This is a genomic window from Azorhizophilus paspali (genome assembly GCF_043587585.2).
Lineage (GTDB): Bacteria > Pseudomonadota > Gammaproteobacteria > Pseudomonadales > Pseudomonadaceae > Azotobacter > Azotobacter paspali.
The window spans coordinates 536,665-558,316 of the sequence record NZ_CP171449.1; the positions used below are offsets into that span (position 1 = coordinate 536,665).

Below are 21,652 nucleotides of genomic sequence, written 5' to 3' on the forward strand. Positions count from 1 at the left end.
CTCAGGCCATGATGTTCAGCCCGCCGTCCACGTACAGCGTCTCGCCGGACAGGCGGCGGGCATAGGGGCTAGCCAGGTAGGCGCAGGTGATGCCCACGTCCATGATGTCCACCAGTTCCCCCAGGGGCGCGCGCTGGGCGGCCTCGCCAAGCAGCAGGTCGAAATCCTTGAGGCCGGAGGCGGCGCGGGTCTTCAAGGGGCCGGGGGAGATGGCGTGCACGCGAATACCCCTGGGGCCGAGTTCGTAGGCCAGGTAGCGGCAACACGCCTCCAGTGCGGCCTTCACCGGCCCCATCAGGTTGTAGTTGGGCACTACCTTCTGCGCGCCGTGGTAGCTCATGGCGAGCAGGCTCCCGCCGTTGCTCATTAGCGGCACGGCAAGGCGCGCCATGCGCACGAAGGAGTGGCAGGAGATGTCCATGGCCAGGCCGAAGCCGGCCGCCGAGGAGTCGAGCAGGCCGCCCTGCAGGTCCTCCTTGGGCGCCCAGGCGATGGAATGCACCAGGATGTCCAGGCTTCCCCATTGTTCGGCGATCGTCTCGAACACGGCATCGAGCTGTTCGTGGCGGGTCACGTCCAGCGGCATGAAGATCGGCGCCTTCAGAGCCCTGGCCAGGGGTTCGACGTAGCCGCGGGTCTTGTCGTTGGCATAGGTGATGGCCAGTTCGGCGCCCAGCTCGGCGAAAACCTTGGCGCAGCCGTAGGCGATCGAGTGCTCGTTGGCCACGCCGGTGATCAGCGCTCTGGCGCCCTGCAGCAGCGGGCGGTAAGTTTCCTCTGACATATCCGTCGTCCTCAGGATGCTGAGAGCGTCTGCCGGGTATGGCGGGCGATCATCAGTTCTTCGTCGGTGGGTACCACCCAGGCCGATACCGGGCTGGCGGCGCTACTGATCCGTGGCCCGCCGGCCGCGTTCGCTGCGCTGTCCAGCTCCACGCCGAGCCAGGCGGCGTCGCGGCAGACGCGCTCGCGGATGGTCGCCGCGTGCTCGCCGATGCCGGCGGTGAACACCAAGGCGTCGAGCCCGCCCAAAGCCGCGGCCAAGGAGCCCAGCTCGCGGCCGATGCGGTAGACGAAAAGGTCCACGGCGAGGGCGGCGCTGGGCGCGTCGCTGGCCAGCAGCTCACGCATGTCGCTGGAGATCCCCGACACGCCGAGTAGTCCGGACTCCTTGTAGAGCAGCCGCTCGATGGCGCGGGCGTCCATCTTCAACTCGTCCATCAGGTAGAGGATCACCCCTGGGTCGATGGCGCCGCAGCGGGTGCCCATGGGTAGGCCGTCGACGGCGGTGAAACCCATGGTGCTGGCCAGGCTACGGCCGGCCAGCAGGGCGCACAGGCTGGCGCCGTTGCCCAGGTGGGCGACCACCACTCGCCCGGCCGCCGCCTCGGGGGCCAGTCGCGGCAATACGCCGGCGATGTATTCGTAGGACAGCCCGTGGAAGCCGTAGCGGCGCACGCCGCGCCCGGTGATGGCCGGCGGCAGGGCGAACAGTTGGGCGAGTTCGGGCTGCTGGCGGTGGAAGGCGGTATCGAAGCAGGCCACCTGCGGAAGCTGCGGCGCCCGCGCGGCCACGGCGCGGATCGGCGCCAGGTTGTACGGCTGATGCAGCGGCGCCAGCGGAACGAGCTTTTCGAGCTTCTCCAGCAGCTCGCCATCCACCCGCGCCGGCCGGGAGAACTCCTGGCCGCCGTGGACCACGCGGTGGCCCACGGCCGTCAGCCGGTAGCGGTCCCGGTAATCCTGCAGGAACTCGACCAACTGGTGGGCCGCGTCGTCGTGGCTGAAGCGGGTGCCGTCGGCCCAGCGCCGTTCGCCGAGGATCGTGCCCGCGGAGTCCTTGGCGACGAAGTGCGGCGCTCCGCCGAGTCCCTCGATCTGGCCGCGCAACTGCAGCGCCAATTCGTCGGGACGCTCGGCGAAGAGCGAGAACTTGAGGCTCGACGAGCCGGCATTGAGGACCAGGATGACGTTCTGCATGATTTCACCCGATCACCTTGCCGGTGCTTTCGCGCCGGGCCTTGGCCACCAGGGTGGCCACCGCGCAGGAGGCCATGCGGGTGGTCAGCGAGTCGGCGCGGCTGGTCAGGATGATCGGCACCCGCGCGCCCAGCACTATGCCGGCGGCATCCGCGCCGGCGAGGAAGGACAGGCTCTTGGCGAGCATGTTGCCCGCTTCCAGGTCGGGTACTACCAGCACGTTGGCGCGGCCCGCCACCGGCGAGTCGATCTTCTTGATCTGCGCTGCTTCCAGACTGATGGCGTTGTCCAGGGCCAGCGGGCCGTCGAGGATGGCACCGGTGATCTGCCGGCGGTCGGCCATCTTGCACAGGGCGGCCGCCTCGATGGTGGAGGGCACGGCGGGGTTGACGGTCTCCATTGCCGAGAGAATCGCCACCCGCACCTCCTTCTTCTCCAGGCCGACCTGCAGGGCGTAAGCGAGGTCGATAGCGTTCTGAGTGATGTCCATCTTCTCGGCCAGGGTCGGCGCGATATTCACCGCGGCGTCGGTGATGATCAGGGCGTCCGCGTGTCCCGGCACGTCCATCACGAAGCAGTGACTGACCCGCCGCGCGGTGCGCAGCCCGGTGTCGCGCTTGACCACCGCGCTCATCAACTCGTCGGTGTGCAGGCTGCCCTTCATCAGCGCCTCGGCGCGGCCTTCGCGGACCAGTTCCACCGCCCGGTCGGCGGCAGCCTGGCTGTAGGGCGCCTCCTCGATCGGCAGGCCGGCGATGTCGATGCCGTACTGCGCCGCCAGCGCCTCGATCCGTTCGCGGGGGCCGACCAGGATCGGCGCGATGAGGCCGCTCTGCGCCGCGTCCGCCACGCCTTCCAGAGCGCTCTGGTCGCAGGGCCAGGCCACCGCCGTCGGCGTCGGCGGCAGGTTGCTGCAGTAGTCGATCAGGTGCCGGTACTTTTCGTGGGGAGCGGTCATCGGATACCTCCGTCGGCGAGGCGCTCAGGCGCTCCTAGCCGTGGGCTGTCCGGCGGCGGGCGCGCGGCCCAGCACGTCGTGAATGCGTTCGAGCATGGCCCGTTGTTCGGCGCTGGGCTCGGAGCGGCGGACGCGCTCGTCCGCCGCCAGGCGCTCCAGCAGGGTCAGTAGCCGCTCGCGTTCGGCCGGCCCGGCCAGCAGGGCGGGCAGGGTGGCGAGGGCTTGTTCGCGTGCGTAGTTGACGATGATTTCCTGCTCGCCGCGGATGCGCCGCCAGGCCTCGGGCGGCAGGCTGGGCAGCAGGTCGGCGTAGTCGCGGACGATTTCCTGTTTGGTCACCAGCCGCGAGAGGGGCACTTCGTCCTTGCGCGCGAGCAGGGCGGCGACCCTGGCGAAGGCCTCGTCGTAGCCGCCCTCGCCGATGGCGGCCAGGGCTTCCTGGACGAAAGGCAGTTCCTGCGCTTGGGCCGACGCCGCGGGGGGCGGGTTCTCGTCGAGGATCAGGGAGAACAGGCTGCCGTAGGTCTGGAAGAACAGCGCCTCGCTGGCGGCGTCGCGCAGCGCCCGGTAATGGTCCAGGGACGCGCTGATCAGTTCGGAGACGAGCCGCTCGCCGTGGTGGGGCAAATCGTCCGGGCTCGCCACCGGCGCCTGGCGCTGCGTCCTGACCGCCGCGGCGGCCGGGGTCAGCCACCAGAGCCAGGGATTGCGCGCCGAGAAAGCCCAGCGCTGCAGGCGCAGCGGGTGCAGCTGGCGCATCAGCTCGGCAGAACGCTCGCTGGCCATGAGGCGCACCAGGGGGCGGAGGAACAGCTCGTAGCCGCGCTGGTTGAACTCGGACAGCGCGGCCACCGCCTCGAAGGGCTTCTCGTCGAGCCGCTGCAGGCGGTTGAGGCGGGCGGAGACGTCCTCCAGGCGGTGCTCGTGGAACTCCACCTCGTATTCCAGCTTGCCGCCCGCGCCGGGACGCTCGTGGATGGCCATGCCGTACAGGCCCGGCGGCAGCATTTCGATGGATTTGAGCACCGAGACGATCTGCGCGTGTTCCTTCCTGGCCACCCGGCCGGAGACGAAGATCCCCAGATGGCCGATGTCCTGGTGCAGCAGGCCGACGATGACCTGGCCGCGCGCCTTGATTTCCTCGGTGCTGGCGTAGATGTCCGCGACCCAGTTGAAGGCCTGCTGTGGCGGCGTGATGTTGTCGCCCAGGGAGGCGAACAGCACAATCGGCGACTTGATGTCGCGCAGGTCGAAGACCGGCTTGCCCCGACCGGCGCCAGTCTCGCCGGACCAGAGCTGGTTGCCGACGAACAGGTTGCGGGTGATCCACTCGATCTCCTCGCGGTTCATTAGAAAGTAGCCGCCCCACCAACGCTCGAATTCGAGAAAGCGCGGCGGTTCGCCGTCGATGTTGGCGAACAGGTGGTAGTACTTGTCCCAGTAGGTGTTGGCGGGGTTGAGGTTCTCGAAGTTCTCCACCAGATAGGCGCCGTCGAACAGGCCGTTGCCCAAGTCGGAGGTTAGGGAAGCCAGCCAGGTGCCGCCGAGCAACCCGCCGGCGTAGCGCATCGGGTTGTCGCCTTCGCCTTCCCGCCAGGCGCCGCCCCAATAGGACATGGGCGCGCCGTTAATCACCACCGGCCCCGCGCTGTCCGGGTCGGTGGCGGCCAGCATCATGGTCGCCCAGCCGCCTTGGCAGTTGCCGACCAACGCCGGCTTGGCACTGTCCGGGTGCAGTTCGCGTACCTTGCGCACGAAGCGCTGTTCGGCGGCGCACACATCCAGCAGGGTCTGACCCGGTTCTGGCAGGCGGAAGAACACCACGAAGTACACCGGGTGCCGTTCGCGCAGGATCACCCCCACCTCGGAGTCGTCCTTGAAGCCGCCGATGCCGGGGCCGTGTCCGGCCCGCGGGTCGATGATCAGATAAGGGCGCTGCCTGGGGTCCACATCCTGGCCTGCCGGCGGCAGAATGCGCAGCAGGGCGTAGTTGACCGGACGGGCGAAGGTACGCCCGTCCAGCACCATCTCGTAGTCGAAATGCAGCAGGGGCGGCTGGCCCTGGCGCACATGTTCCAGGTAGTTGTCGCCGCGCTGGCGCAGCGTGTCCCAGAACAGGATCGAGCGCTGCGCGACGTCCAGGCCATAGCGGCACCAGCCGTTCCACAGAATCCAGGGTGTGGGGGGATCGGCCGACACATCGGCCATTTCCCGTTCCCAGGCCTTGCGTATCCGTTCCTGAAACCGTTCCTGGGCCGTTCGGGCGCGCTTCTCGAAGAGATGCCGGGTCTTGGTGGAAATGGCGTAGCTGCGTGTCAGCCGGGCTGCAAACTCCATGCTCATGCCCCTTTGAGCGTATTTCGGGGCAAAGTCTAGGTGGCGCCGCCACTCCGGCCATGCCGTTGGTCGTCTTCGACCTGGCCCGGCAAAGTTCGCTGATCGGTGGTACATGGTCTTTGGCCGGCGCGCGGCGCCGGACCCTGCCGGGTATCGCCCCACCGGCGCGGACGCGGACGGGCTGCCTACACTGAATCCGGGCGAAGCCCGCTCCGGGCTTTCCATACCACGAGGAGGCTCCCATGTTCACACCTGGTCATGCGCATCGCGAGCAGAGGGTGGACAAGCTCAACCGTCAGGCCTTCGTCTGCGACGTCTACTACGAGGTGCGCGAAGACGCCAGGGAGGGGGCGATGCTGCACATGCGCATGGAGGGCGAGATCGACGGCCGGCCTTTCGCGGAGGAGTGCGAGCTGCACCGCGACGTGGCCTTCGACTTCCTCAACGTGCTGACCCAGATCGCCGTGCGCAACGGCCTGCATCCGCGCTTCGGGCCGGTTTTGCGCGAGCATGGCGAATACGACGCCATGTTCCGGGATATCCGCGACAAGCTGGGCCTGCATCCGGGCGATCCGGTCGATCTCGGCCACCTGCCGAATGCTTAGAACCTTGCGCCGCTCAGCGAGGTATCCAGCCGAGCAGGACAAACCAGCCATGATCGAGGGGGACCAGCAGGAAGAAGGTGATGGCGGCGAGCGCCAGGCAAAGCCGGATACCATCTTTGGCCGGTACTTGCCCCATGCCCATGGCAACGACGATCGGCGCTGCCTGGTAGGGCAGCAGCGGCGTGGCATAACCGATCACCTGCGCCATCAGCACGGTAAGCAGGGGTAGACCGGACGCATCGGCCAGGCTCTGTGCGAGCGGTGTGAACAAGGCTGGCACGCCATTGGCGGTGACGGCGAAATTGAGCGCGCTGGCCAGGCCCACCAGGGCGCCGAAACCGTTTTCCGGCCTGGCCGGATCGAGCGGCAGAATCCGCAATAGCCATTCGCCTATGACGGTCCCCAGTCCGGAATAGCTCACGAAAGCCGCCAGGCTCAGGATGCCGGCTATATAAATACAGGTGCGGGCATTGACGCCCGCGGCGAATTCCTCGCCGTTCAGGAAGCCGATACGCGGCAGCAGGCAGAGGCAGGCGGCGGCCAGGCCGATCCAGGCCGGCGAAACACCGTGCACGGCATCGCTCATCCACAGCGCCAGCGTGGCGATCAGCAGCGATCCCAGACGTTTCTCGTCGCGGCTCAATGCCTCGGCCGGTGGCGGCTCCTCGATGGGCCGTGGCCTGGCCGGAAACAGCAGGCAGAGACAGGCCACCAGGGCAACCCCCTTGAGCACACCGAGCACCGGCGCGTGCAGCAGCAGGTATGGCAGGTACGACAGGTGCACGCCGAAGGCGCTTTCCGCCGCGCCGACCATGACCAGATTCGGAACGTTGGCGGGCAGGATACTGGCCGACAACTGGAAGGTCCCGAAGCCGACCGCGAGCGCCAGGGCGATGCGACCACGGCTGCCTTCGGCCAGGCCGGCGCGCTCGGCCAGGGCCATGACGATCGGCATCAGCAAGGCGATGCGCCCCATGTTGGAGGGCATGACGAAGGCCAGGGCATAGCTTAGCAAGACCACGCCACCCACCAGGCGGGGCCAGGAGCCGGCGAGGTGGATGGCCAGTGTCCGTGCGATCCGGTCGGCCAGGCCGACCTTGCGGATGGCGGTTCCCAGCACGAAGCCGCTCAAAACCAGCCAGAACGCCGCGGACGAAAAGCCGGAGAACAGGACATCGGGCGGAGCGAGGCGCAGGATCGCGGCAGCCGCGAAGAACAACAGCGCGACGAGATACTCCGGCAGTCGCGCGGTCGCCCAGAGGCCGATCGTCAAGGCGACGAGGGCAGCGCTCGTCCATGTTTCTTCCATCATCGTAAGACCTCGTCGTCATTCTCGGTCCGCGAAGGATAATGCCGGCTCATGTGGCGAAGAATCCGTGATTTCGCATGGTATCCTTCGCGAAAAACGAAGGATCGCCATGGCCCGCCTCGATCTCGCGGATCTCGACCTGTTTCGTCACATCGCCGAAGCCGGCAGCATCACGGGCGGCGCGCTCCGAGCGCATACGGCGCTGGCGGCGGCCAGCACGCGGGTGCGCGGCATGGAGGCCATGCTCGGAACCCGCCTACTGGAGCGCAGCCGCCAGGGCGTGGCCTTGACGCCGGCCGGACACACCCTGCTCGCCCATGCACGCAGCCTGCTGGCGCGGGCCGATCGGATGCACGAGGAACTGGGCGCCTTTTCGGGAGGCGCCGGCGCCCATGTCCGGCTGCTGTCCAACACCAATGCGCTGACCGAATTTTTGCCGGAAGTCCTCGGTCGCTTCCTGGCCGCCCATCCTGGTACGACGGTCGATCTCCAGGAGCGGCTCAGCGACGAGATCGTCGGCCTGGTCGCGGAAGGCGCCGCCGATATCGGCATCGTGGCCGGGACCGTCGATACCGGCGCGCTGTCGACCCTGCCGTTCCGCTCGGATCGTTTCGTGATCGTGGCGTCGTCGCGCGACCCACTCGCCGGCGCCTTCTCCATCGCTTTCGCCGATGTCCTGGGGCGTGACTTCATTGGTCTCGACCGGGCGAGCGCACTGCAGCGATTCCTCGCGGACCGGGCGTTGCGGGAGGGCCGCAGGCTGCGCTTGCGGGTTCAGCTGCGCAGCTTCGACGCCATCTGCCTGATGGCGCAGGCGGGCGTCGGCATCGGTATCGTCCCCGCAACCACCGCCAGGCGTGCCGCGCAGACGCTGGCGCTCGCCAGCGTATCCCTGCGCGATACCTGGGCGCGGCGGGATCTGCGCGTGTGCCTGCGCCGCCATGAGGCGGGCGATACGGCCATCCGCCGCCTCGTCGAATATCTGTGTCCGGGGAACGATCGGGCATGAAGCGAAATGCCGTTCGGTCCAGCAGGGGGGGCGGGCACCGTCGCCCGCAAGGACAAAAGCCATCGAATCCACCGAAAGCACTGGCCGAATTCGCGATTCGTATCGCCGATTGACCACAAATATCGTATGGTCGGACACCCCGAGGACCCTGTCCTCCATTACCAGCCACAAATCGAGAAATCCCGATGAACAAATCCGAACTGATCGCCAGCGTATCCACCTATGCCGATCTCGATAAGAACACTGCCACCAAGGTTGTCAATGCGCTGCTGGAAACGATCACGGCGGAGCTGAAAGCCGGTCATGAAGTGGGGCTGATCGGGTTCGGGACCTTCAGCGTCAAGGAGCGGGCTGCGCGTACCGGGCGCAATCCCCAGACAGGCCAGGAGATCGAGATCGCTGCCACGAAAACGCCCGGTTTCAAGGCGGGCAAGGGCCTGAAAGAGGCCGTGAACTAAGTCGGTGCCGGGCCGGCCCTGGCAAAGCCCTGGGTTCGCGCCGGACCGAACGCCCATCCCTTTCGGCGATGCCGCTTTCGCCTAGCGAATTGTTGCATGGCATGCGGCCCGGCCCGGCCAGCGGAATAGCTCCCCGAATGTTCTTTTCCCGTCAATGCAAGGCCAGGTGCACCAGCAGGCCCGCCAGCGCACAGCCCGCCAGCACTTCGAGCACCCCGCGCCCGAAGCGGAACAGCGCGACGGCGGCGGCCGCCGCGAGCAGCGCCGAGGGCCAGTCGAAGCGGCCGGCGGAGCCCTCGGGCCAGAGCACGTGGTAGCCGAAGAACAGCGCCAAGTTGAAGATCACCCCCACCACGGCGGCGGTGATGGCGGTTAGCGGGGCAGTGAATTTCAGTTCGCCGTGGGTGGACTCGACCAGCGGGCCGCCGGCGAGGACGAAGAGGAATGACGGCAGGAAGGTGAACCAAGTGACCAGGCAGGCGGCCAGCGTGCCGGCGAGAAAGGCCTGTTCCGCGCCGAACACCTGGCGCACGTAGCCGCCGACGAAGCCGACGAAAGCCACCACCATGATCAGCGGCCCCGGCGTGGTCTCGCCGAGGGCCAGGCCGTCGATCATCTGCGTCGGGGTCAGCCAGCCGTAGTGGTCGACCGCGCCCTGGTAGACGTAGGGCAGCACGGCGTAGGCGCCGCCGACGGTGAGCAGCGCGGCCTTGGTGAAGAACCAGCCCATCTGCGTCAAAGTGCCGTGCCAACCGTAGAGCGCGGTCAGCAGGCCCATCGGCAGCAGCCAGAGCAAGGCGCCGACCAGCAGCAGGCGCGCCAGCCGCGCGCGGCTGAAGCGCGTATGCGCGGGCGTCGGGCTATGGTCGTCGATCAGCGCCGGGCCGGAGTCGTGTTTCGCCGCCGCATGACTGTCGGCGCCGAATAGCTCCGGTGCCAGGCGCCCGCCCAGGTAGCCGAGCAGCGCGGCGCCCAGCACGATCAGCGGAAAGGGTGCGTCGAGGGCGAAGATCGCCACGAAAGCCGCCGCGGCGATCGCCCACAGCCAGGTGTTGCGCAGGGTGCGCGAGCCGATGCGGTGGGCGGCGTGGACGACGATGGCGGTCACCGCCGGCTTGATGCCGTAGAACAGCCCGGTGATCAGCGGCACGTCGCCGAAGGCGAGGTAGATCCAGGACAGGGTGATCAGGATGAACAGCGAGGGCAGCACGAACAGCACCCCGGCGATCACCCCGCCGCGGGTACCGTGCAGCAGCCAGCCGAGGTAAGTGGCGAGCTGCTGCGCCTCGGGACCGGGCAGCAGCATGCAGAAGTTCAGGGCATGCAGGAAACGGCTTTCGGAGATCCAGCGGCGGCGCTCGACCAGTTCCTGGTGCAGGATCGAAATCTGCCCGGCCGGACCGCCGAAGCTGATGAAGCCGAGCTTGAACCAGAAGCGCAAGGCTTGGCCCAGGCTGATGGGCGCGCGGTCCGGTCGGGAGCGGCGCTGGGGCAAAGCGCGGATTTCAGGCATTGGGGACTCTTCGCCGGGCTCGGGGGAGTGCCGCCGGGCCCGGTCACGAGCTGGCGGCGACGTGTGCGAAAACATGCTCCGGCACAGTATGGACGGCTCCAGTTTCGTCCGTCTGACTGTCGTTCGGGATGGACTCAGATCGACAGGTCGACCGGCTGCCGACTCGTCGGCGGCGGCAGGCTGCGACGCTTGCTCACCACCAGCTCGCCGATGCGGATCAGTTGCGCGCGGGTGACGTTGCGGCTGAGGCCGAGCAGGTTGGCGGTGTGCACCTGGTTGCAGTGGCAGAAGCGGTAGGCGGTGCGCAGCAGGGCCGCTTCGACCCGTGCGTGCAGGGCGTCGCAGTCCTCCTCGAAGAGCTTCTGGAAGGCGCGCTGCAGCAGCGCCTCGGCCGACTCGTCGGCGTTCGGGGCGGTTTCCTCCTGGCGTTCGATGCGCAGGTTGGAAAGGTGCAGGTCGGCGGCGCGGATCAGGTTGTTGCGGCAGATCAGCAGGGTGTGGTGGATGACGTTTTCCAGCTCGCGGATGTTGCCCGGCCAGGAATAGGCGAGCAGCTTCTCCTCGGCGTCCCGGTCCAGGGCGATTTCGCTGTAGCCCAGGCGCCGGCTGTATTCGCCGATGAAGTGGCGGACCAGTGGCAGCACGTCGCCGGGGCGCTCGCGCAGCGGGGCGAGTTCGAGGCTGACCACGTTGAGGCGGTAGTAGAGGTCCTCGCGGAAATTGCCGGCGTTGATGGCTTTCTCCAATTGCACGTTGGTCGCGGCGAGCACCCGCACATCGATGGGGATGCTCTTGCGCGAGCCGAGGCGTACCACCTCCCGCTCCTGTAGCACGCGCAGCAGCTTGACCTGGATCGCCAGCGGCAGGTCGCCGATCTCGTCGAGGAACAGGGTGCCGCCGTTGGCTGCCTCGAACCAGCCGGCCTTGGCGCTGAGGGCGCCGGTGAAGGCGCCCTTCTCGTGGCCGAACAGTTCGGCTTCCACCAGGTTTTCCGAGAAGGCGCCGCAGTTCACCGCGACGAAGGGGCCGCCGCGGCGCTTGCTGAGGTTGTGCACATGGCGGGCCACCAGCTCCTTGCCGGTGCCGGTCTCGCCGATGATCAACACGCTGGCGTCGCTCGGCGCGATCTGTTGCAGGTGGGCGAGCAGGGCCTGCGACTTGGGGTCGGCGAAGACCTGCGCGGTCGCCCGGATCGATGTGGCCAATGCGGGAGATGGGGGAAGGGTGAGCAGTTGCATGGTCGACGGCTACGAGTAGAAGGTTGGGGTCGGCAGCGTCCCGTTCAGTGCCCAGTCGCCCAACTCGTGGAGCTTGTAGTCCAGCGGGTCGTGCAGGGTCTGAGTACGCAGATTGCGCCAGTAGCGATCCAGGCGCAGGGCGGCATGGGTAGCGCGGGCGCCGGTGACTTCGAACAGCCGGCCGGTCAGGTCGAGGCCGACGCGACTGGCGGCGACCTTGGCGGTAGCGATGGCCACCGCGAGCTGGCCGCGTTCCTCGGCGCCGAGGCGTTCTTCCTTGCTCCAGGCCTCGTCGAGCAGCGCATTGGCCCGCTCGGCGAGCAGGCGCACGCTTTCCAGGCCGACCCAGAACTCGCCGAAGTGGCGCAGGGTATAGGGGTCCTCGCCGATGTGCGCGGCGCTGGACTTGAACCACGGCCGGGTTTCCTTGAGCGTGTAGTGACGGGCTTCGGCGAAGGCGCCTTCGGCGATGCCGAGGAACAGGTTGACGAAGGTCAACTGGGCGATCAGCGGGCGCAGGCAGGCGAAGGGCGTGCTCAGCGGACCGGGGTCTAGCAGCAGCTCGTTCTCCTCGACGCGTACCTGCTCGAAGGTGACGTTGCCGCTGTCGGTCTGGCGCTGGCCCATGTTGTCCCAGTCGTCGTGCAGGGTGATGCCGCTGCGTCCGCTGGGCAGCGCGGCGATCAGCAGCTTGCCGCCATTGCTCTCGTCGAGCGCCGAGGCGATCAGCATTTCCGAGTCGGCCGAGCCGGAGCAGAAGCTCTTGCGTCCGGAGAATTCGCGCCAGCCGTCGAACCTGCGGGCGACGGTGCGGGTGTCCAGGGGATTCAGGGCGTTGCCCCAGAACCACTGGTTGCGCGCGGTTTGCTCGAACCAGGGTTGCCACTGGTCCGGACGGGAAAACAGGCGCACGGTGGCCAGCATCAGGTGCTGGAAACCGTAGACATGGGCGATCGAGCTGTCGACGCGGGCGAACTCGCGGACGATCTCCAGGGTCTCGCACCAACTGGCGCCCAGGCCGCCGTACTGGCGAGGGATGGCCAGGGCCAGCAGGCCGCTCTGGCGCAGCGCATCGCGTTGGGTCTTCGGCGTGCCGCCCTGCAGATCGCGCTCGGCGGCGGTCTCGGCGAATTCGGCGGCCAGTTTGCGGGCGATCTGCAGGGGCGGCAGAACCTTGGGTTGTTGGATGGCGGTCACACGCTGTTCCTCTGGTTGTGGTTCGACTGGCCCCAATGAAAGCAATCCCTGTGCCATGCCATGAAATTATTTATAATCAATGGTTTATCGAATTATGCCAGGCCATTCCTGTTGCCTCCGGTACTGCGTTGTTGAGTCGCTGTTGCTGGAGTAACACTTGATCGATTGTTGTCGAGCCAACAGTTGGCCGCGCCTGGGCTGGCGCATCGTGGTCGGCTGGCCCGAAGAATCGATGTGGCTAATCTAGGCGATATAAAAATTCAAGATTAAATATCTTTTTGTTATTTGCTTAAGGGGTTCGGCAAGGTTGTCGTCCGCACAGGCTCAACTGTTGTCCAGGCAACTGTTTCTCATGCAACACTTGCCCCGCAAAGTGTTGCCGGGGGGACAGAGATCCCGCAGCAATGGCGGTAATGGCGGCGGACGAGAGGGCCGGAACGCTCCGCGATCCGTTGGGTTTTTTCTGCGAATTTGCGTTTATTGCTTGTCGTTTTTCGATATTTCGCTGCAATTTCCTTTGTTCCAGAAGTCGCCGGCGCGCTCTGGCATGGGGCTTGCCGGAGGGATAGACCGCGCATCGCTGCGCCCGCATTCATCCTGAGGCACGCATTCATGAGTCTGGACATCTTCTGGTTCCTTCCCACCTCCGGCGATACCCGCTATCTCGGCAAGTCTTCCTCCGGCCGTCCGGCGACCAACGAGTACATGCGGCAGATCGCCGTGACCGCCGAAAGCCTCGGCTACGACGGCCTGCTGATCCCCACCGGCAGCAGTTGCCTGGACCCCTGGGTGACGGCGGCCAGCCTGGTGCCGGTGACCAGCCGCATCAAGCTCCTGGTGGCGTTGCGCACCTCGGTCAGCGGCCCGACCGCCACCGCGCGCCAGGCCGCCGCTCTCGACCAGGCGCTGAAGGGCCGCCTGCTGCTCAACGTGGTGCCGGGCGGCGATGCCACTGAATTGGCTGCCGACGGTGTGTTCCTCGACCATGACGAGCGCTACGAGGCGGCCGACGAGGTGCTCACCGTGTGGCGCGATCTACTGCAGGGCAAGACCGTCGACTTCTCCGGCAAGCACATCACCGTCAAGGGTGCGAAGAACTTCTTCCCGCCGGTGCAGCAGCCTTATCCGCCGCTGTATTTCGGCGGCTCCTCGCCGGCGGCCCACGAATTGGCGGCCAAGCACGTCGACGCCTACCTGAGCTGGGGCGAGCCGCCGGCGGCGGTGGCCGAGAAGATCGCCGACGTGCGCGAGCGGGCGAAGAAGTACGGGCGCAGTGTGCGCTTCGGCGTGCGCCTGCACGTGATCGTGCGCGAGACCAACGAGGAAGCCTGGGCCGCCGCCGAGAAGCTGATCAGCCACCTCGACGACGAGACCATTGCCAAGGCCCAGGCCAACTACGCGACCATGGACTCCGAGGGCCAGCGGCGCATGGCCGCGCTGCACGGCGGGCGGCGCGACAAACTGGAAGTCAGCCCCAACCTCTGGGCCGGGGTCGGCCTGGTACGTGGCGGCGCTGGCACCGCGCTAGTCGGCGACCCGCAGACCGTGGCCGCGCGCCTCAAGGAATACGCCGACCTCGGCGTCGACAGCTTCGTGCTCTCCGGTTATCCGCACCTGGAAGAGGCCATTCGCTTCGCCGAACTGGTGTTCCCGCTGCTGCCCGGCAAGCAGCCGGTGACCGTCGAGGAGGAACTGACCGGCGGCGCCTTCGACGTGCGCGCCACCAAGAGCGAGGCCGCCGCATGAGGGTCATCGACATGCGCTGCCGGCCGGCGTACCTGCACGACTTCTTTGGCGCCACCCCCGGGTCGCCCGAGCACGCGGCCGCGCGCTGGCTGAACCGGCGGGTCGGCACCCGTGGCGACGACGCGCACTTCGAGCGTTCGCTGAGCGCCGAGGGCTTTCTCGCCGAGGTGCGCGACGCCGGGCTGGAGAGGGCGGTGGTGGTCGGCCGGCACACCCCGTCCCAGCACCTGCCCAACGACTTCATCCACGAGATCGTCCACGGCCACGACGAGCTGCTCGGCATCGCCGGAATCGACCCGGCGCTACAGGGCATCGAAGGCGCGGTGGAGGAGATCGACCGCGCCATCGACCAACTGGGCCTTTCCGGCATCGACCTGGAGCCGGGTTTCGGCGAGCCGCCGCGGCACCCGGACGATCCGCTGTACTTCCCGGTCTACGAGCACCTGGCGGCGCGCAACGTCCCGCTGTTTCTGATGTCCGGGCCGACCACCCCCGACCCGGCCTTCAACGACCCCGGCCGGCTGGCGAAGGTCGCGCGCAGCTTCCCGACGCTGCCGATCGTCTGCTACCACGGCTACTGGCCGAACGTGCAGCAACTGATCGGCGTGGCCTTCCGCTACGAGAACATCCTGGCGGTGCCGGATATGTACCTGTTCCAACCCGGCACCGAAGCCTTCGTGCAGGCGGCCAACGGTTTTCTCGGCGAGCAGTTGCTGTTCGGCTCGTCCTACCCGTTTCGGCCGATCCGCCAGACCATCGACGACTTTCTCGCCCTGGGCTTTCGCGAGGACGTACTGGACAAGCTACTCCACGACAACGCCGCGCGGCTGTTCGGCTTGGCCAAGTAAGGCGCCGGGTTTCCCCTTGCCCTCTTCCGATCGTTCTCCTGCGGGAGGGAGAGGGCGCTCGAGGCGTTTGCAGCGACTGCCGCGCCGCGCCCGATCCCCTATCCTGTTTCCCTCGATCCCCGTCCCGGAGTCCCGTCATGTTCAAGATCCCCCAGGGCTTTTCCACCCGCGCCGTGCACGCGGGCAACGAAATCGATCGGCAGATGGTCACCCATGCCAAGACCCTGCCGATCTACCAGACCTCGGTGTTCGTCTACGACTCGCTGGCGCAGGTCGACGACTTCCTCGCCGGCAATCCCGACAACTACATGTACACGCGCATCGGCAATCCCAATCCGGCCGCGCTGGAGGCGCTGATCCTCGCCCTGGAGGGCGGCGAGGCGGCGCTGTTCGGCGCCTCCGGCATGGCGGCGATCGGCGCGGCGCTGCTCGGCAACCTGGAGGCCGGCGACCACCTGATCGCCAGTCGCGAGCTGTACGGCACCACCCAGAGCCTGATCGAGAAGGAGCTGGGCCGCCTCGGCATCGCCTCCAGCCTGGTGGACATCGGCGACCTGGCTGCGGTGGAGGCGGCGATAGGTCCGCGCACCCGGCTGATCTACACGGAAACCGCCTCCAACCCGCTGGTGCGGGTCAGCGACGTGCCAGCTCTGGCCGCGCTGGCGAGGAAACACGGGCTCAAGCTGCTGGTCGACAACACCTTCCTCTCGCCGGCGCTGTTCCGTCCGCTGGACCACGGCGCCGACTTGGTGCTGCACAGCACCACCAAGTACCTCAACGGCCACAGCGACGCCACCGGCGGCATCCTCGCCGGCGACGCCGAATGGGTCGAGCGGGCGCGGCGCTTCCAGATCAACGCCGGCGGCAGCGCCAGTCCCTTCGAGGCCTGGCTGACCCTGCGCGGCGCCAAGACCCTGGCCCTGCGCATGCAGGCCCACTCGCGCAACGCCCAGGCGCTGGCCGAGGCGCTCGAAGCCCATCCGAAGGTGCTTCGGGTCCACTACCCCGGCCTGCCCTCGCACCCCGACCACGCCCTGGCCCGGCGACTGTTCCCCGACGGCTGCTCGGGCATGCTGAGCTTCACCCTCGACGGCGGCCTGGCTAAGGTCGACCGGCTGATCCACGCGCTGCGCCTCGCGGTGTTCGCTCCCTCGCTGGCCGGCGTGGCGACCAGCATCAGCCATCCGGGCAAGACCTCGCACCGCGCCCTGGCGCCGGAAGTCCTCGCCGCCCTGGACATCCACGACGGCACCGTGCGTGTCTCCGTGGGCATCGAGGAGGCCGGGGACATCGTCGACGATTTCGTCCAGGCGCTGGAGCGGCTCTGAGCGGCGGCTCTCGCAAGGGGAGCATTCATTCTCGATCGGAACCGCGGGGTGGCATCGATCATTGCCGATGAGTCCGCTTTTGCAGGTAGCGACCCGCCCCGGCGCCGCTGCCCGGCGGGCAACAGCGAATGGACACTTTGCTGCCGAGGGTATTCGCCGAAGTCCGGAATTTTGATTTAAGTTATTGAATAACAAATAATTTTTTACTGGCATGGATATTGGCCTACTAGCTGGCGCACCTCCACGGCGGAGGGCGCCACGATCAGCCACAGGAACAAATCCATGCACAGGCCCGTCCGCTACCTTTCCTTGTCCATCGCTCTAGCCCTGCCGTCGCTCGCCGCCGGCGAGGGCTTCTTCGAGGATTCCACCTTCTCGCCGCAGCGTACGCCGGCGCTGTTTCAGGCCGGCGCCTCGCACGCGGGGCGGGCCTTCGCCGCGCTGCGGCCGCTGATCGAGGCCAAATCCGCCGCCTACGCGAAAGAGAAGGGCCTGACGCTGCGCGATTGCCGCGCCGAGCGGCGTTTTCGAACGGAGGAATATCCCCATGAGTACCCAGGCCGCCCCCGCCGAACTGCTGGTGGTGAACGATATCGAAGTGATCTACGACGGCGCCATCCTTGCCGTGGCCGGCGTGTCGCTGCGCGTCGCTGGCGCCGATCATCGTCGAGGAAATCTTCGAAATCGTCGCCCAGCTCAACGAGAAGGAGGGCATGAGCTTCCTGGTCGCCGAACAGAACATCAACGTCGCCCTGCGGCATGCCAATTATGCCTACATCCTGGAGAACGGCCGGGTGGTGGGCGAGGGCGCGGCGCAGGAACTGGCCACGCGGGAGAATATCCAGCACTTCTACTTGGGCGGCAGGGCCGGGTAGGGCATCTCACCAGGTTTTCGGCTCCCCTCTGGTGTGAGTTGGAAGCGCTGGCCGTTTTCCCTCTCCCCCGGCCCCTCTCCCATGGGGCGAGGGGAGCGTGCAAGGGGGGCCGGCGAGTCGGGTGTCGGGATGGGCTTCGTCCCGGTACGTGGCACCGGGGGCCTTCTCCATCTCCCGTTTACGGGAGAAGGCCAGGGAGAGGGCGCTGGGCCATTTTCCCTCACCCCCGGCCCCTCTCCCATGGGGAGAGAGGAGCATGCAAGGTGGTGCCGGCGAGTCAGGTGTCGGGATGGGCTTCGTCCCGGTACGTGGTACCGGGGGCCTTCTCCCTCTCCCGTTTGCGGGAGAAGGCCAGGGAGAAGGCGCTGAGCCGTTTTCCCTCACCCCCGGCCTCTCTCCCATGGGGAGAGGGGAGCATGCAAGGTGGTGCCGGCGAGTCGGGTGTCGGGATGGGCTTCGTCCCGGTACGTGGCACCGGGGGCCTTCTCCCTCTCCCGCTTGCGGGAGAGGGCCGGGGAGAGGGCGCTGGGCCATCCCGAACAAATGGCCTTCCTGGTCCGCCACAGCAGCGGCCTGGTCTGCGTCGCGCTGCCCCGCGAGCGTCTCGATGCGCTCGAACTGCCGCTGATGGTCGAGGCCAACAGCGAGTCCCGGCAGACCGCCTTCATCGTCAGCGTCGACTACCGCCACGGCACTAGCAGCGGGATTTTTGCCGCCGACCGCGTGGCGACCCTCAATGTCCTGGCCGACCCGGCTTCGCGGCCAGACGACTTCGCCCGGCCGGGGCATGTCTTTCCGCTGCGCGCCAGGGCCGGCGGCATGCTGGAGCGTCCTGGCCACACCGAGGCGGCGCTGGATCTAGCCGTGCTCGCCGGGCGCCGGCCGGCGTGCTCTGCGAGATCGTCAGGGACGACGGCAACATTGCGCGGCGTCCCGGACTGCTGGTCTTCGCCCGCGAACACCACCTGCCGATCGTCAGCATCGAACAGCTCATCGCCTGGCGCCGCGCGCAAGCGCAGGAGCCGCGACGGCTCGCCGGCGGAGGAAGGCTGTGCGAGCGGCGACGGAAATCGGAGTATCGCGAACGGATTGGTTTCGGGGAGCAGCGGAGCGGGTTCATGCGCGCTTGGCGACGGTGCGCGAAGGTGTCGCGAACGAGGGCGCTTAGCTACGCCCCCTCGACTTCGCTTCCCCGTCGCCAGGGGAGCGCATGAGGTCCCGGAAGGCTTGGCGCTTACTCGGCCACCAGCAGGGCATCAGCGGATACGTCCTTCACGCCCTTGATGCTCATGGCTTTCTGGATAGCCAGGTCTTTCTCGGCTTCGCTGCTGACCGTGCCGGACAGTGACACGACGCCCTGGTTGGTTTCCACCTTGATATCCATGCCGTCGAGATCGCTGTCGGCCAGGAAGGTGGATTTCACCTTGCTGGTGATCCAGGTGTCGGAAACCGCGTCTTCGGCTTTTTCCATGGTATCGGCGGCGAGCATTACCGGTTGGGCCTGCCGGGATTCGGCGGCGCTGACGCCAGTACCCATCGACAGGCCGAAAACCGTGGCGGCAGTGATGGCGACATAGGCCCAAGGGTGTTTTTTCATGGTGTTCACTCCTGTTCTTCTTGGGGAATTACAGCGTGGCAATACAACCATGGACTCTTTCGGGACTTGGTAAGTTCTGTAAAAGTCTGGGCCGTCGGATGGCGGGTTCCACTTCGCCATCGTTTTGCGATCGGTTTGTCCCGAGTTCCGCCGTCATTGGGCATTCGATGATGCGCCAGCGAACTTTCCCGTCGTTCCGGGCGTTCGCGGCGGATTCGTGCTCGAACGGCAAGGGCGAAATGGAAGAGCGACTCGGGAAAGCGGCCCTTTGGTTGCAGGGGCCATCGCGGCCGGCCGGGCGCCTGCCGATCGCGCGCCTTCCCGACCGCCGCCGGGGCGGCTACAGGGGGACCGGCGTGCGCGGCGGCTGTCCCGCCGCGTACGCCTCGATGTTGGCCAGGACACAGGCCTCCTGTTCCTGCGCCGCTTCGAGGGTGCTGCCGCCGATATGCGGTGTCAGGGTCACGTGGGGAAGCTGGAAGAGTTCGCTAGGGATTGCCGGCTCGTGCTCGTAGACATCCAGTCCCGCGCCGGCGATCTGCCCGCTCTTCAGGGCGTGCACCAGGGCCTGCTCGTCCACGGTCGTCCCGCGCGAGACGTTGATCAAAAAGCCCTGCGGGCCCAGCGCCCGCAGCACGCCGGCATCGATCGCGTGGTAGGTGGTGGGGTCCGCGCGCAGGGACACGACCAGCACATCCGCCCAGGCGGCGAGTCGCGCGATGGAGTCGAAGTACGGGTAGGGAACCTCCGGGCGAACCTTCCTGCCGTGGTAGCCGACCTCCATGTCGAAGGCCGCGGCGCGTTTGGCGACGTTCAGGCCGATGGCGCCCAGGCCGCAGATGCCCAGCCGGCGGCCGCTCAGGCCGCGCACGGGCTGCATGCGCTCGCCGGCATTGCCCTGCCAGCGCCCGGCTTCCAGATACTGGCGGGCGGCGGGCAGGTTCCTGACGCTGGAAATCAGCAGGCCCATCGCCAGATCGGCCACGCTCGCGGCGTTCGCCGCGGGACTGTTGGTCACGATGATGCCGCGCTGCCTGGCGTGATCCAGGTCGATGCCGTCGTAGCCGCTGCCCAGGCAGCAGATCAGTTCCAGGCGCGGCAGCCGGGCCAGCGCCGCCGTCGGCATGCGTGTCGAGCCGAAGGCGACGACGATGCGGATGTCTCCGGCCAGCTCCGGCGGTAGCGCGGCGACCGCCGCGTCGAAGTCGGCGCTCGTCGCCTCGACCACCCCGAAGCGGGCTTGCAGGCATTGATGAAAGGATTCGGAAACGCGTGAGGCGAGGAGAAGGCTGGGCTGCATGGCGATTTCTCGTGGGGAAGACGGGCCCAGCTTAGCGTCTGTCGCCCGCCGCCACAGTTGCGAATTGGCGAAGCCTCTGCCGTCCGGAGGCGGCGGGAGGGTTCTCTACAGCCAGGGGTGGCGCGCCGGCTTGACGCCGTTGAGGTAGTAGTCGCCGATGATGCTGAACTTCCAGCGCACCGGATCGCGCGGGGTGTGGGTGCGGGCGTTGCGCCAATGGCGGTCGAGGTTGTACTCCTCCAGCGTGGAGCGGGTGCCGGCCAACTCGAACAGCTTGTTGCTGGCGAGGATGGCCGCCTCGGTGGTGAGCACCTTGGCCTCGGCCACGGCGATGGAGGCGGCGGCCACTGTGTCCTCGTCGGGATTGGCGACGGCGAGCTGGATGCTGTCGGCGGCCAGGTCGAGCACCGCTTCGGCGGCGCGCTGGCGGATCTGCAGGTCGCCGATCTGCTGCAGGGTGTAGGGGGCCTGCCAGGCGTGTTCGAGGCCGGAGTCGAGCCAGGGGCGGGCGTGGCGGCGCACCTGTTCCTCGGTCTCGGCCAGCGCGCCGCGAGCGATGCCGGCGTCGATGGCGGCCTGCAGGAACTGCGAGATCGGCCCGGCGGCGGTGGGTCGCTCGAAGGCCTGGTGGACCGGCAGCAGGTGCTCGGCCGCAACACGCACCTTGTTCACCAGTACGGTGCCGCTGGGGCGGTAGTACGCTGGCCGAAGCCGGACCAGTCGTCGATCACTTCCAGGCCCTCGGCGTCGCGCCGGATGAAGGCCAGGAAGGCGCGTTTCTCGCTGTCCACCGCGGCGGTGGGAACCCAGTGGGCGAGCAGGGCACCGCTGGAATAGAACTTCTGCCCATCGACCCGGAAGAAGCCTTCGCCGTCCGGGCTCAAGCGCGTCTCGAAGTCGGCCACGGTACGGCTGTCGCGCTCGGAGAAGGCGTTGCCGAAGCGCACGCCGTCCAGTACCAGGCCGAAGAAGTAGCGTTTCTGCTCCTCGCTGCCGTCGAGGCGGATGTGGTCGACGATGGCCAGGTGGTTCTGCGGCAACTGCGCCAGCGACGGGTCGGCGGCGGCAATGGTCTTGATGACTTCGCCGAGGGTCCGGTAACTGACTTCGGCGCCGCCATGGCTGCGGGGCACGGTGATACCCCACAGGCCGCTCTGCGAGAAGGCGTTCAGTTCCGCCACCGGTAGGCGCCGCTCGCGGTCGCGCTGGGCCGCCTCGCGGGCGATCTCGATGGCCTCGGCGTCGCTGCGGATACGATGCGCCGACTGCTGCGGCAGTGCTTGCAGGTAGGGATCGGCCGGGCGGGTCGGGGCTTGCTGTTCGCTCATGGGGATTTCCTTTCGTGCATGACGTT

Annotated in this window: 16 protein-coding genes and 3 pseudogenes; 8 read left to right on the forward strand and 11 right to left on the reverse strand. The window is 67.5% G+C overall.

What is annotated here, in order from left to right; all coding sequences use genetic code 11:
* Position 1 precedes the first annotated feature (1 nt).
* The 4 genes from fabI to ACGI6K_RS02625 are packed head-to-tail and all read right to left on the reverse strand — an operon-like array spanning position 2 to position 5,275.
* Positions 2-784 (reverse strand): enoyl-ACP reductase FabI, encoded by a 783-nt coding sequence (gene fabI, locus ACGI6K_RS02610; RefSeq protein ID WP_376945130.1) that lies wholly within the window; start codon positions 782-784, stop codon positions 2-4.
* Between the two features lie 11 nt (positions 785-795).
* Positions 796-1,980 carry an acetate/propionate family kinase gene (locus ACGI6K_RS02615; protein ID WP_376945128.1) on the reverse strand — a complete coding sequence of 395 codons (1,185 nt, stop codon included), beginning with the start codon at positions 1,978-1,980 and terminating at the stop codon, positions 796-798.
* Positions 1,981-1,984: 4 nt separating this feature from the next.
* Positions 1,985-2,938 (reverse strand): phosphate acetyltransferase, encoded by a 954-nt coding sequence (locus ACGI6K_RS02620; protein WP_376945126.1) that lies wholly within the window; start codon positions 2,936-2,938, stop codon positions 1,985-1,987.
* 24 nt (positions 2,939-2,962) lie between these two features.
* Positions 2,963-5,275, reverse strand: a complete 2,313-nt coding sequence (locus ACGI6K_RS02625; protein ID WP_376945124.1) for a DUF3141 domain-containing protein — start codon at positions 5,273-5,275, stop codon at positions 2,963-2,965.
* A gap of 242 nt (positions 5,276-5,517) precedes the next feature.
* On the opposite strand from ACGI6K_RS02625, the gene ACGI6K_RS02630 reads away from it, so the two are divergent.
* On the forward strand, positions 5,518-5,880 hold the full coding sequence (locus ACGI6K_RS02630) for a DUF5064 family protein (RefSeq protein WP_376945122.1): 363 nt from the start codon (positions 5,518-5,520) through the stop codon (positions 5,878-5,880).
* 13 nt (positions 5,881-5,893) lie between these two features.
* Here the strand turns inward: ACGI6K_RS02630 and ACGI6K_RS02635 are convergent, their stop codons facing one another.
* Positions 5,894-7,192, reverse strand: coding sequence for an SLC13 family permease (locus tag ACGI6K_RS02635; RefSeq protein WP_376945120.1), 1,299 nt, complete (start codon positions 7,190-7,192; stop codon positions 5,894-5,896).
* Between the two features lie 106 nt (positions 7,193-7,298).
* On the opposite strand from ACGI6K_RS02635, the gene ACGI6K_RS02640 reads away from it, so the two are divergent.
* Both ACGI6K_RS02640 and ACGI6K_RS02645 read left to right on the forward strand, forming a co-directional pair.
* Positions 7,299-8,198, forward strand: coding sequence for a LysR substrate-binding domain-containing protein (locus tag ACGI6K_RS02640; protein WP_376945118.1), 900 nt, complete (start codon positions 7,299-7,301; stop codon positions 8,196-8,198).
* A gap of 185 nt (positions 8,199-8,383) precedes the next feature.
* Positions 8,384-8,656, forward strand: a complete 273-nt coding sequence (locus tag ACGI6K_RS02645) for an HU family DNA-binding protein (protein WP_376945116.1) — start codon at positions 8,384-8,386, stop codon at positions 8,654-8,656.
* Between the two features lie 151 nt (positions 8,657-8,807).
* Here ACGI6K_RS02645 and chrA read toward each other — a convergent pair whose 3' ends face one another.
* From chrA to ACGI6K_RS02660, 3 genes are all read right to left on the reverse strand, one after another.
* Complete coding sequence (gene chrA / locus ACGI6K_RS02650) at positions 8,808-10,169, reverse strand: chromate efflux transporter (protein WP_376945114.1); 1,362 nt, start codon at positions 10,167-10,169, stop codon at positions 8,808-8,810.
* 134 nt (positions 10,170-10,303) lie between these two features.
* Complete coding sequence (locus ACGI6K_RS02655; RefSeq protein ID WP_376945112.1) at positions 10,304-11,407, reverse strand: sigma-54 interaction domain-containing protein; 1,104 nt, start codon at positions 11,405-11,407, stop codon at positions 10,304-10,306.
* Positions 11,408-11,416: 9 nt separating this feature from the next.
* Positions 11,417-12,604: an acyl-CoA dehydrogenase family protein gene (locus tag ACGI6K_RS02660; RefSeq protein WP_376945111.1), complete on the reverse strand. Its 1,188-nt coding sequence runs from the start codon at positions 12,602-12,604 to the stop codon at positions 11,417-11,419.
* A gap of 612 nt (positions 12,605-13,216) precedes the next feature.
* On the opposite strand from ACGI6K_RS02660, the gene ssuD reads away from it, so the two are divergent.
* The 5 genes and pseudogenes from ssuD to ACGI6K_RS02685 all read left to right on the forward strand — a co-directional run bounded on the left by ssuD (position 13,217) and on the right by ACGI6K_RS02685 (position 18,615).
* Positions 13,217-14,350, forward strand: coding sequence for an FMNH2-dependent alkanesulfonate monooxygenase (gene ssuD / locus ACGI6K_RS02665; RefSeq protein WP_376945109.1), 1,134 nt, complete (start codon positions 13,217-13,219; stop codon positions 14,348-14,350).
* Positions 14,347-15,198, forward strand: coding sequence for an amidohydrolase family protein (locus tag ACGI6K_RS02670; RefSeq protein WP_376945107.1), 852 nt, complete (start codon positions 14,347-14,349; stop codon positions 15,196-15,198). Before ssuD ends, ACGI6K_RS02670 begins: the two co-directional genes overlap by 4 nt.
* A gap of 137 nt (positions 15,199-15,335) precedes the next feature.
* On the forward strand, positions 15,336-16,526 hold the full coding sequence (locus ACGI6K_RS02675; protein ID WP_376945105.1) for a trans-sulfuration enzyme family protein: 1,191 nt from the start codon (positions 15,336-15,338) through the stop codon (positions 16,524-16,526).
* A 650-nt stretch (positions 16,527-17,176) separates the two neighbouring features.
* A pseudogene (locus ACGI6K_RS02680) lies at positions 17,177-17,401 on the forward strand (ABC transporter ATP-binding protein); the annotation flags it as partial.
* Between the two features lie 543 nt (positions 17,402-17,944).
* Positions 17,945-18,615, forward strand: a pseudogene (locus ACGI6K_RS02685) (3,4-dihydroxy-2-butanone-4-phosphate synthase).
* Between the two features lie 20 nt (positions 18,616-18,635).
* Here ACGI6K_RS02685 and ACGI6K_RS02690 read toward each other — a convergent pair.
* The 3 genes and pseudogenes from ACGI6K_RS02690 to ACGI6K_RS02700 all read right to left on the reverse strand — a co-directional run bounded on the left by ACGI6K_RS02690 (position 18,636) and on the right by ACGI6K_RS02700 (position 21,626).
* The gene (locus tag ACGI6K_RS02690; RefSeq protein WP_376945103.1) at positions 18,636-18,998 is read right to left on the reverse strand and encodes a BON domain-containing protein; all 363 of its coding nucleotides are present in this window, start codon (positions 18,996-18,998) and stop codon (positions 18,636-18,638) included.
* A gap of 340 nt (positions 18,999-19,338) precedes the next feature.
* Positions 19,339-20,298 (reverse strand): 2-hydroxyacid dehydrogenase, encoded by a 960-nt coding sequence (locus tag ACGI6K_RS02695; protein WP_376945101.1) that lies wholly within the window; start codon positions 20,296-20,298, stop codon positions 19,339-19,341.
* A 105-nt stretch (positions 20,299-20,403) separates the two neighbouring features.
* A pseudogene (locus tag ACGI6K_RS02700) lies at positions 20,404-21,626 on the reverse strand (SfnB family sulfur acquisition oxidoreductase).
* Positions 21,627-21,652: the final 26 nt, after the last annotated feature.

Excerpts from the sequence above, each read along its gene's own strand:
- fabI (WP_376945130.1), bottom strand. The coding sequence starts at position 784 with ATGTCAGAGGAAACTTACCGCCCGCTGCTGCAGGGCGCCAGAGCGCTG.
- ACGI6K_RS02615 (WP_376945128.1), bottom strand. The coding sequence starts at position 1,980 with ATGCAGAACGTCATCCTGGTCCTCAATGCCGGCTCGTCGAGCCTCAAG.
- ACGI6K_RS02620 (WP_376945126.1), bottom strand. The coding sequence starts at position 2,938 with ATGACCGCTCCCCACGAAAAGTACCGGCACCTGATCGACTACTGCAGC.
- ACGI6K_RS02625 (WP_376945124.1), bottom strand. The coding sequence starts at position 5,275 with ATGGAGTTTGCAGCCCGGCTGACACGCAGCTACGCCATTTCCACCAAG.
- ACGI6K_RS02630 (WP_376945122.1), top strand. The coding sequence starts at position 5,518 with ATGTTCACACCTGGTCATGCGCATCGCGAGCAGAGGGTGGACAAGCTC.
- ACGI6K_RS02635 (WP_376945120.1), bottom strand. The coding sequence starts at position 7,192 with ATGATGGAAGAAACATGGACGAGCGCTGCCCTCGTCGCCTTGACGATC.
- ACGI6K_RS02640 (WP_376945118.1), top strand. The coding sequence starts at position 7,299 with ATGGCCCGCCTCGATCTCGCGGATCTCGACCTGTTTCGTCACATCGCC.
- ACGI6K_RS02645 (WP_376945116.1), top strand. The coding sequence starts at position 8,384 with ATGAACAAATCCGAACTGATCGCCAGCGTATCCACCTATGCCGATCTC.
- chrA (WP_376945114.1), bottom strand. The coding sequence starts at position 10,169 with ATGCCTGAAATCCGCGCTTTGCCCCAGCGCCGCTCCCGACCGGACCGC.
- ACGI6K_RS02655 (WP_376945112.1), bottom strand. The coding sequence starts at position 11,407 with ATGCAACTGCTCACCCTTCCCCCATCTCCCGCATTGGCCACATCGATC.
- ssuD (WP_376945109.1), top strand. The coding sequence starts at position 13,217 with ATGAGTCTGGACATCTTCTGGTTCCTTCCCACCTCCGGCGATACCCGC.
- ACGI6K_RS02670 (WP_376945107.1), top strand. The coding sequence starts at position 14,347 with ATGAGGGTCATCGACATGCGCTGCCGGCCGGCGTACCTGCACGACTTC.
- ACGI6K_RS02675 (WP_376945105.1), top strand. The coding sequence starts at position 15,336 with ATGTTCAAGATCCCCCAGGGCTTTTCCACCCGCGCCGTGCACGCGGGC.
- ACGI6K_RS02690 (WP_376945103.1), bottom strand. The coding sequence starts at position 18,998 with ATGAAAAAACACCCTTGGGCCTATGTCGCCATCACTGCCGCCACGGTT.
- ACGI6K_RS02695 (WP_376945101.1), bottom strand. The coding sequence starts at position 20,298 with ATGCAGCCCAGCCTTCTCCTCGCCTCACGCGTTTCCGAATCCTTTCAT.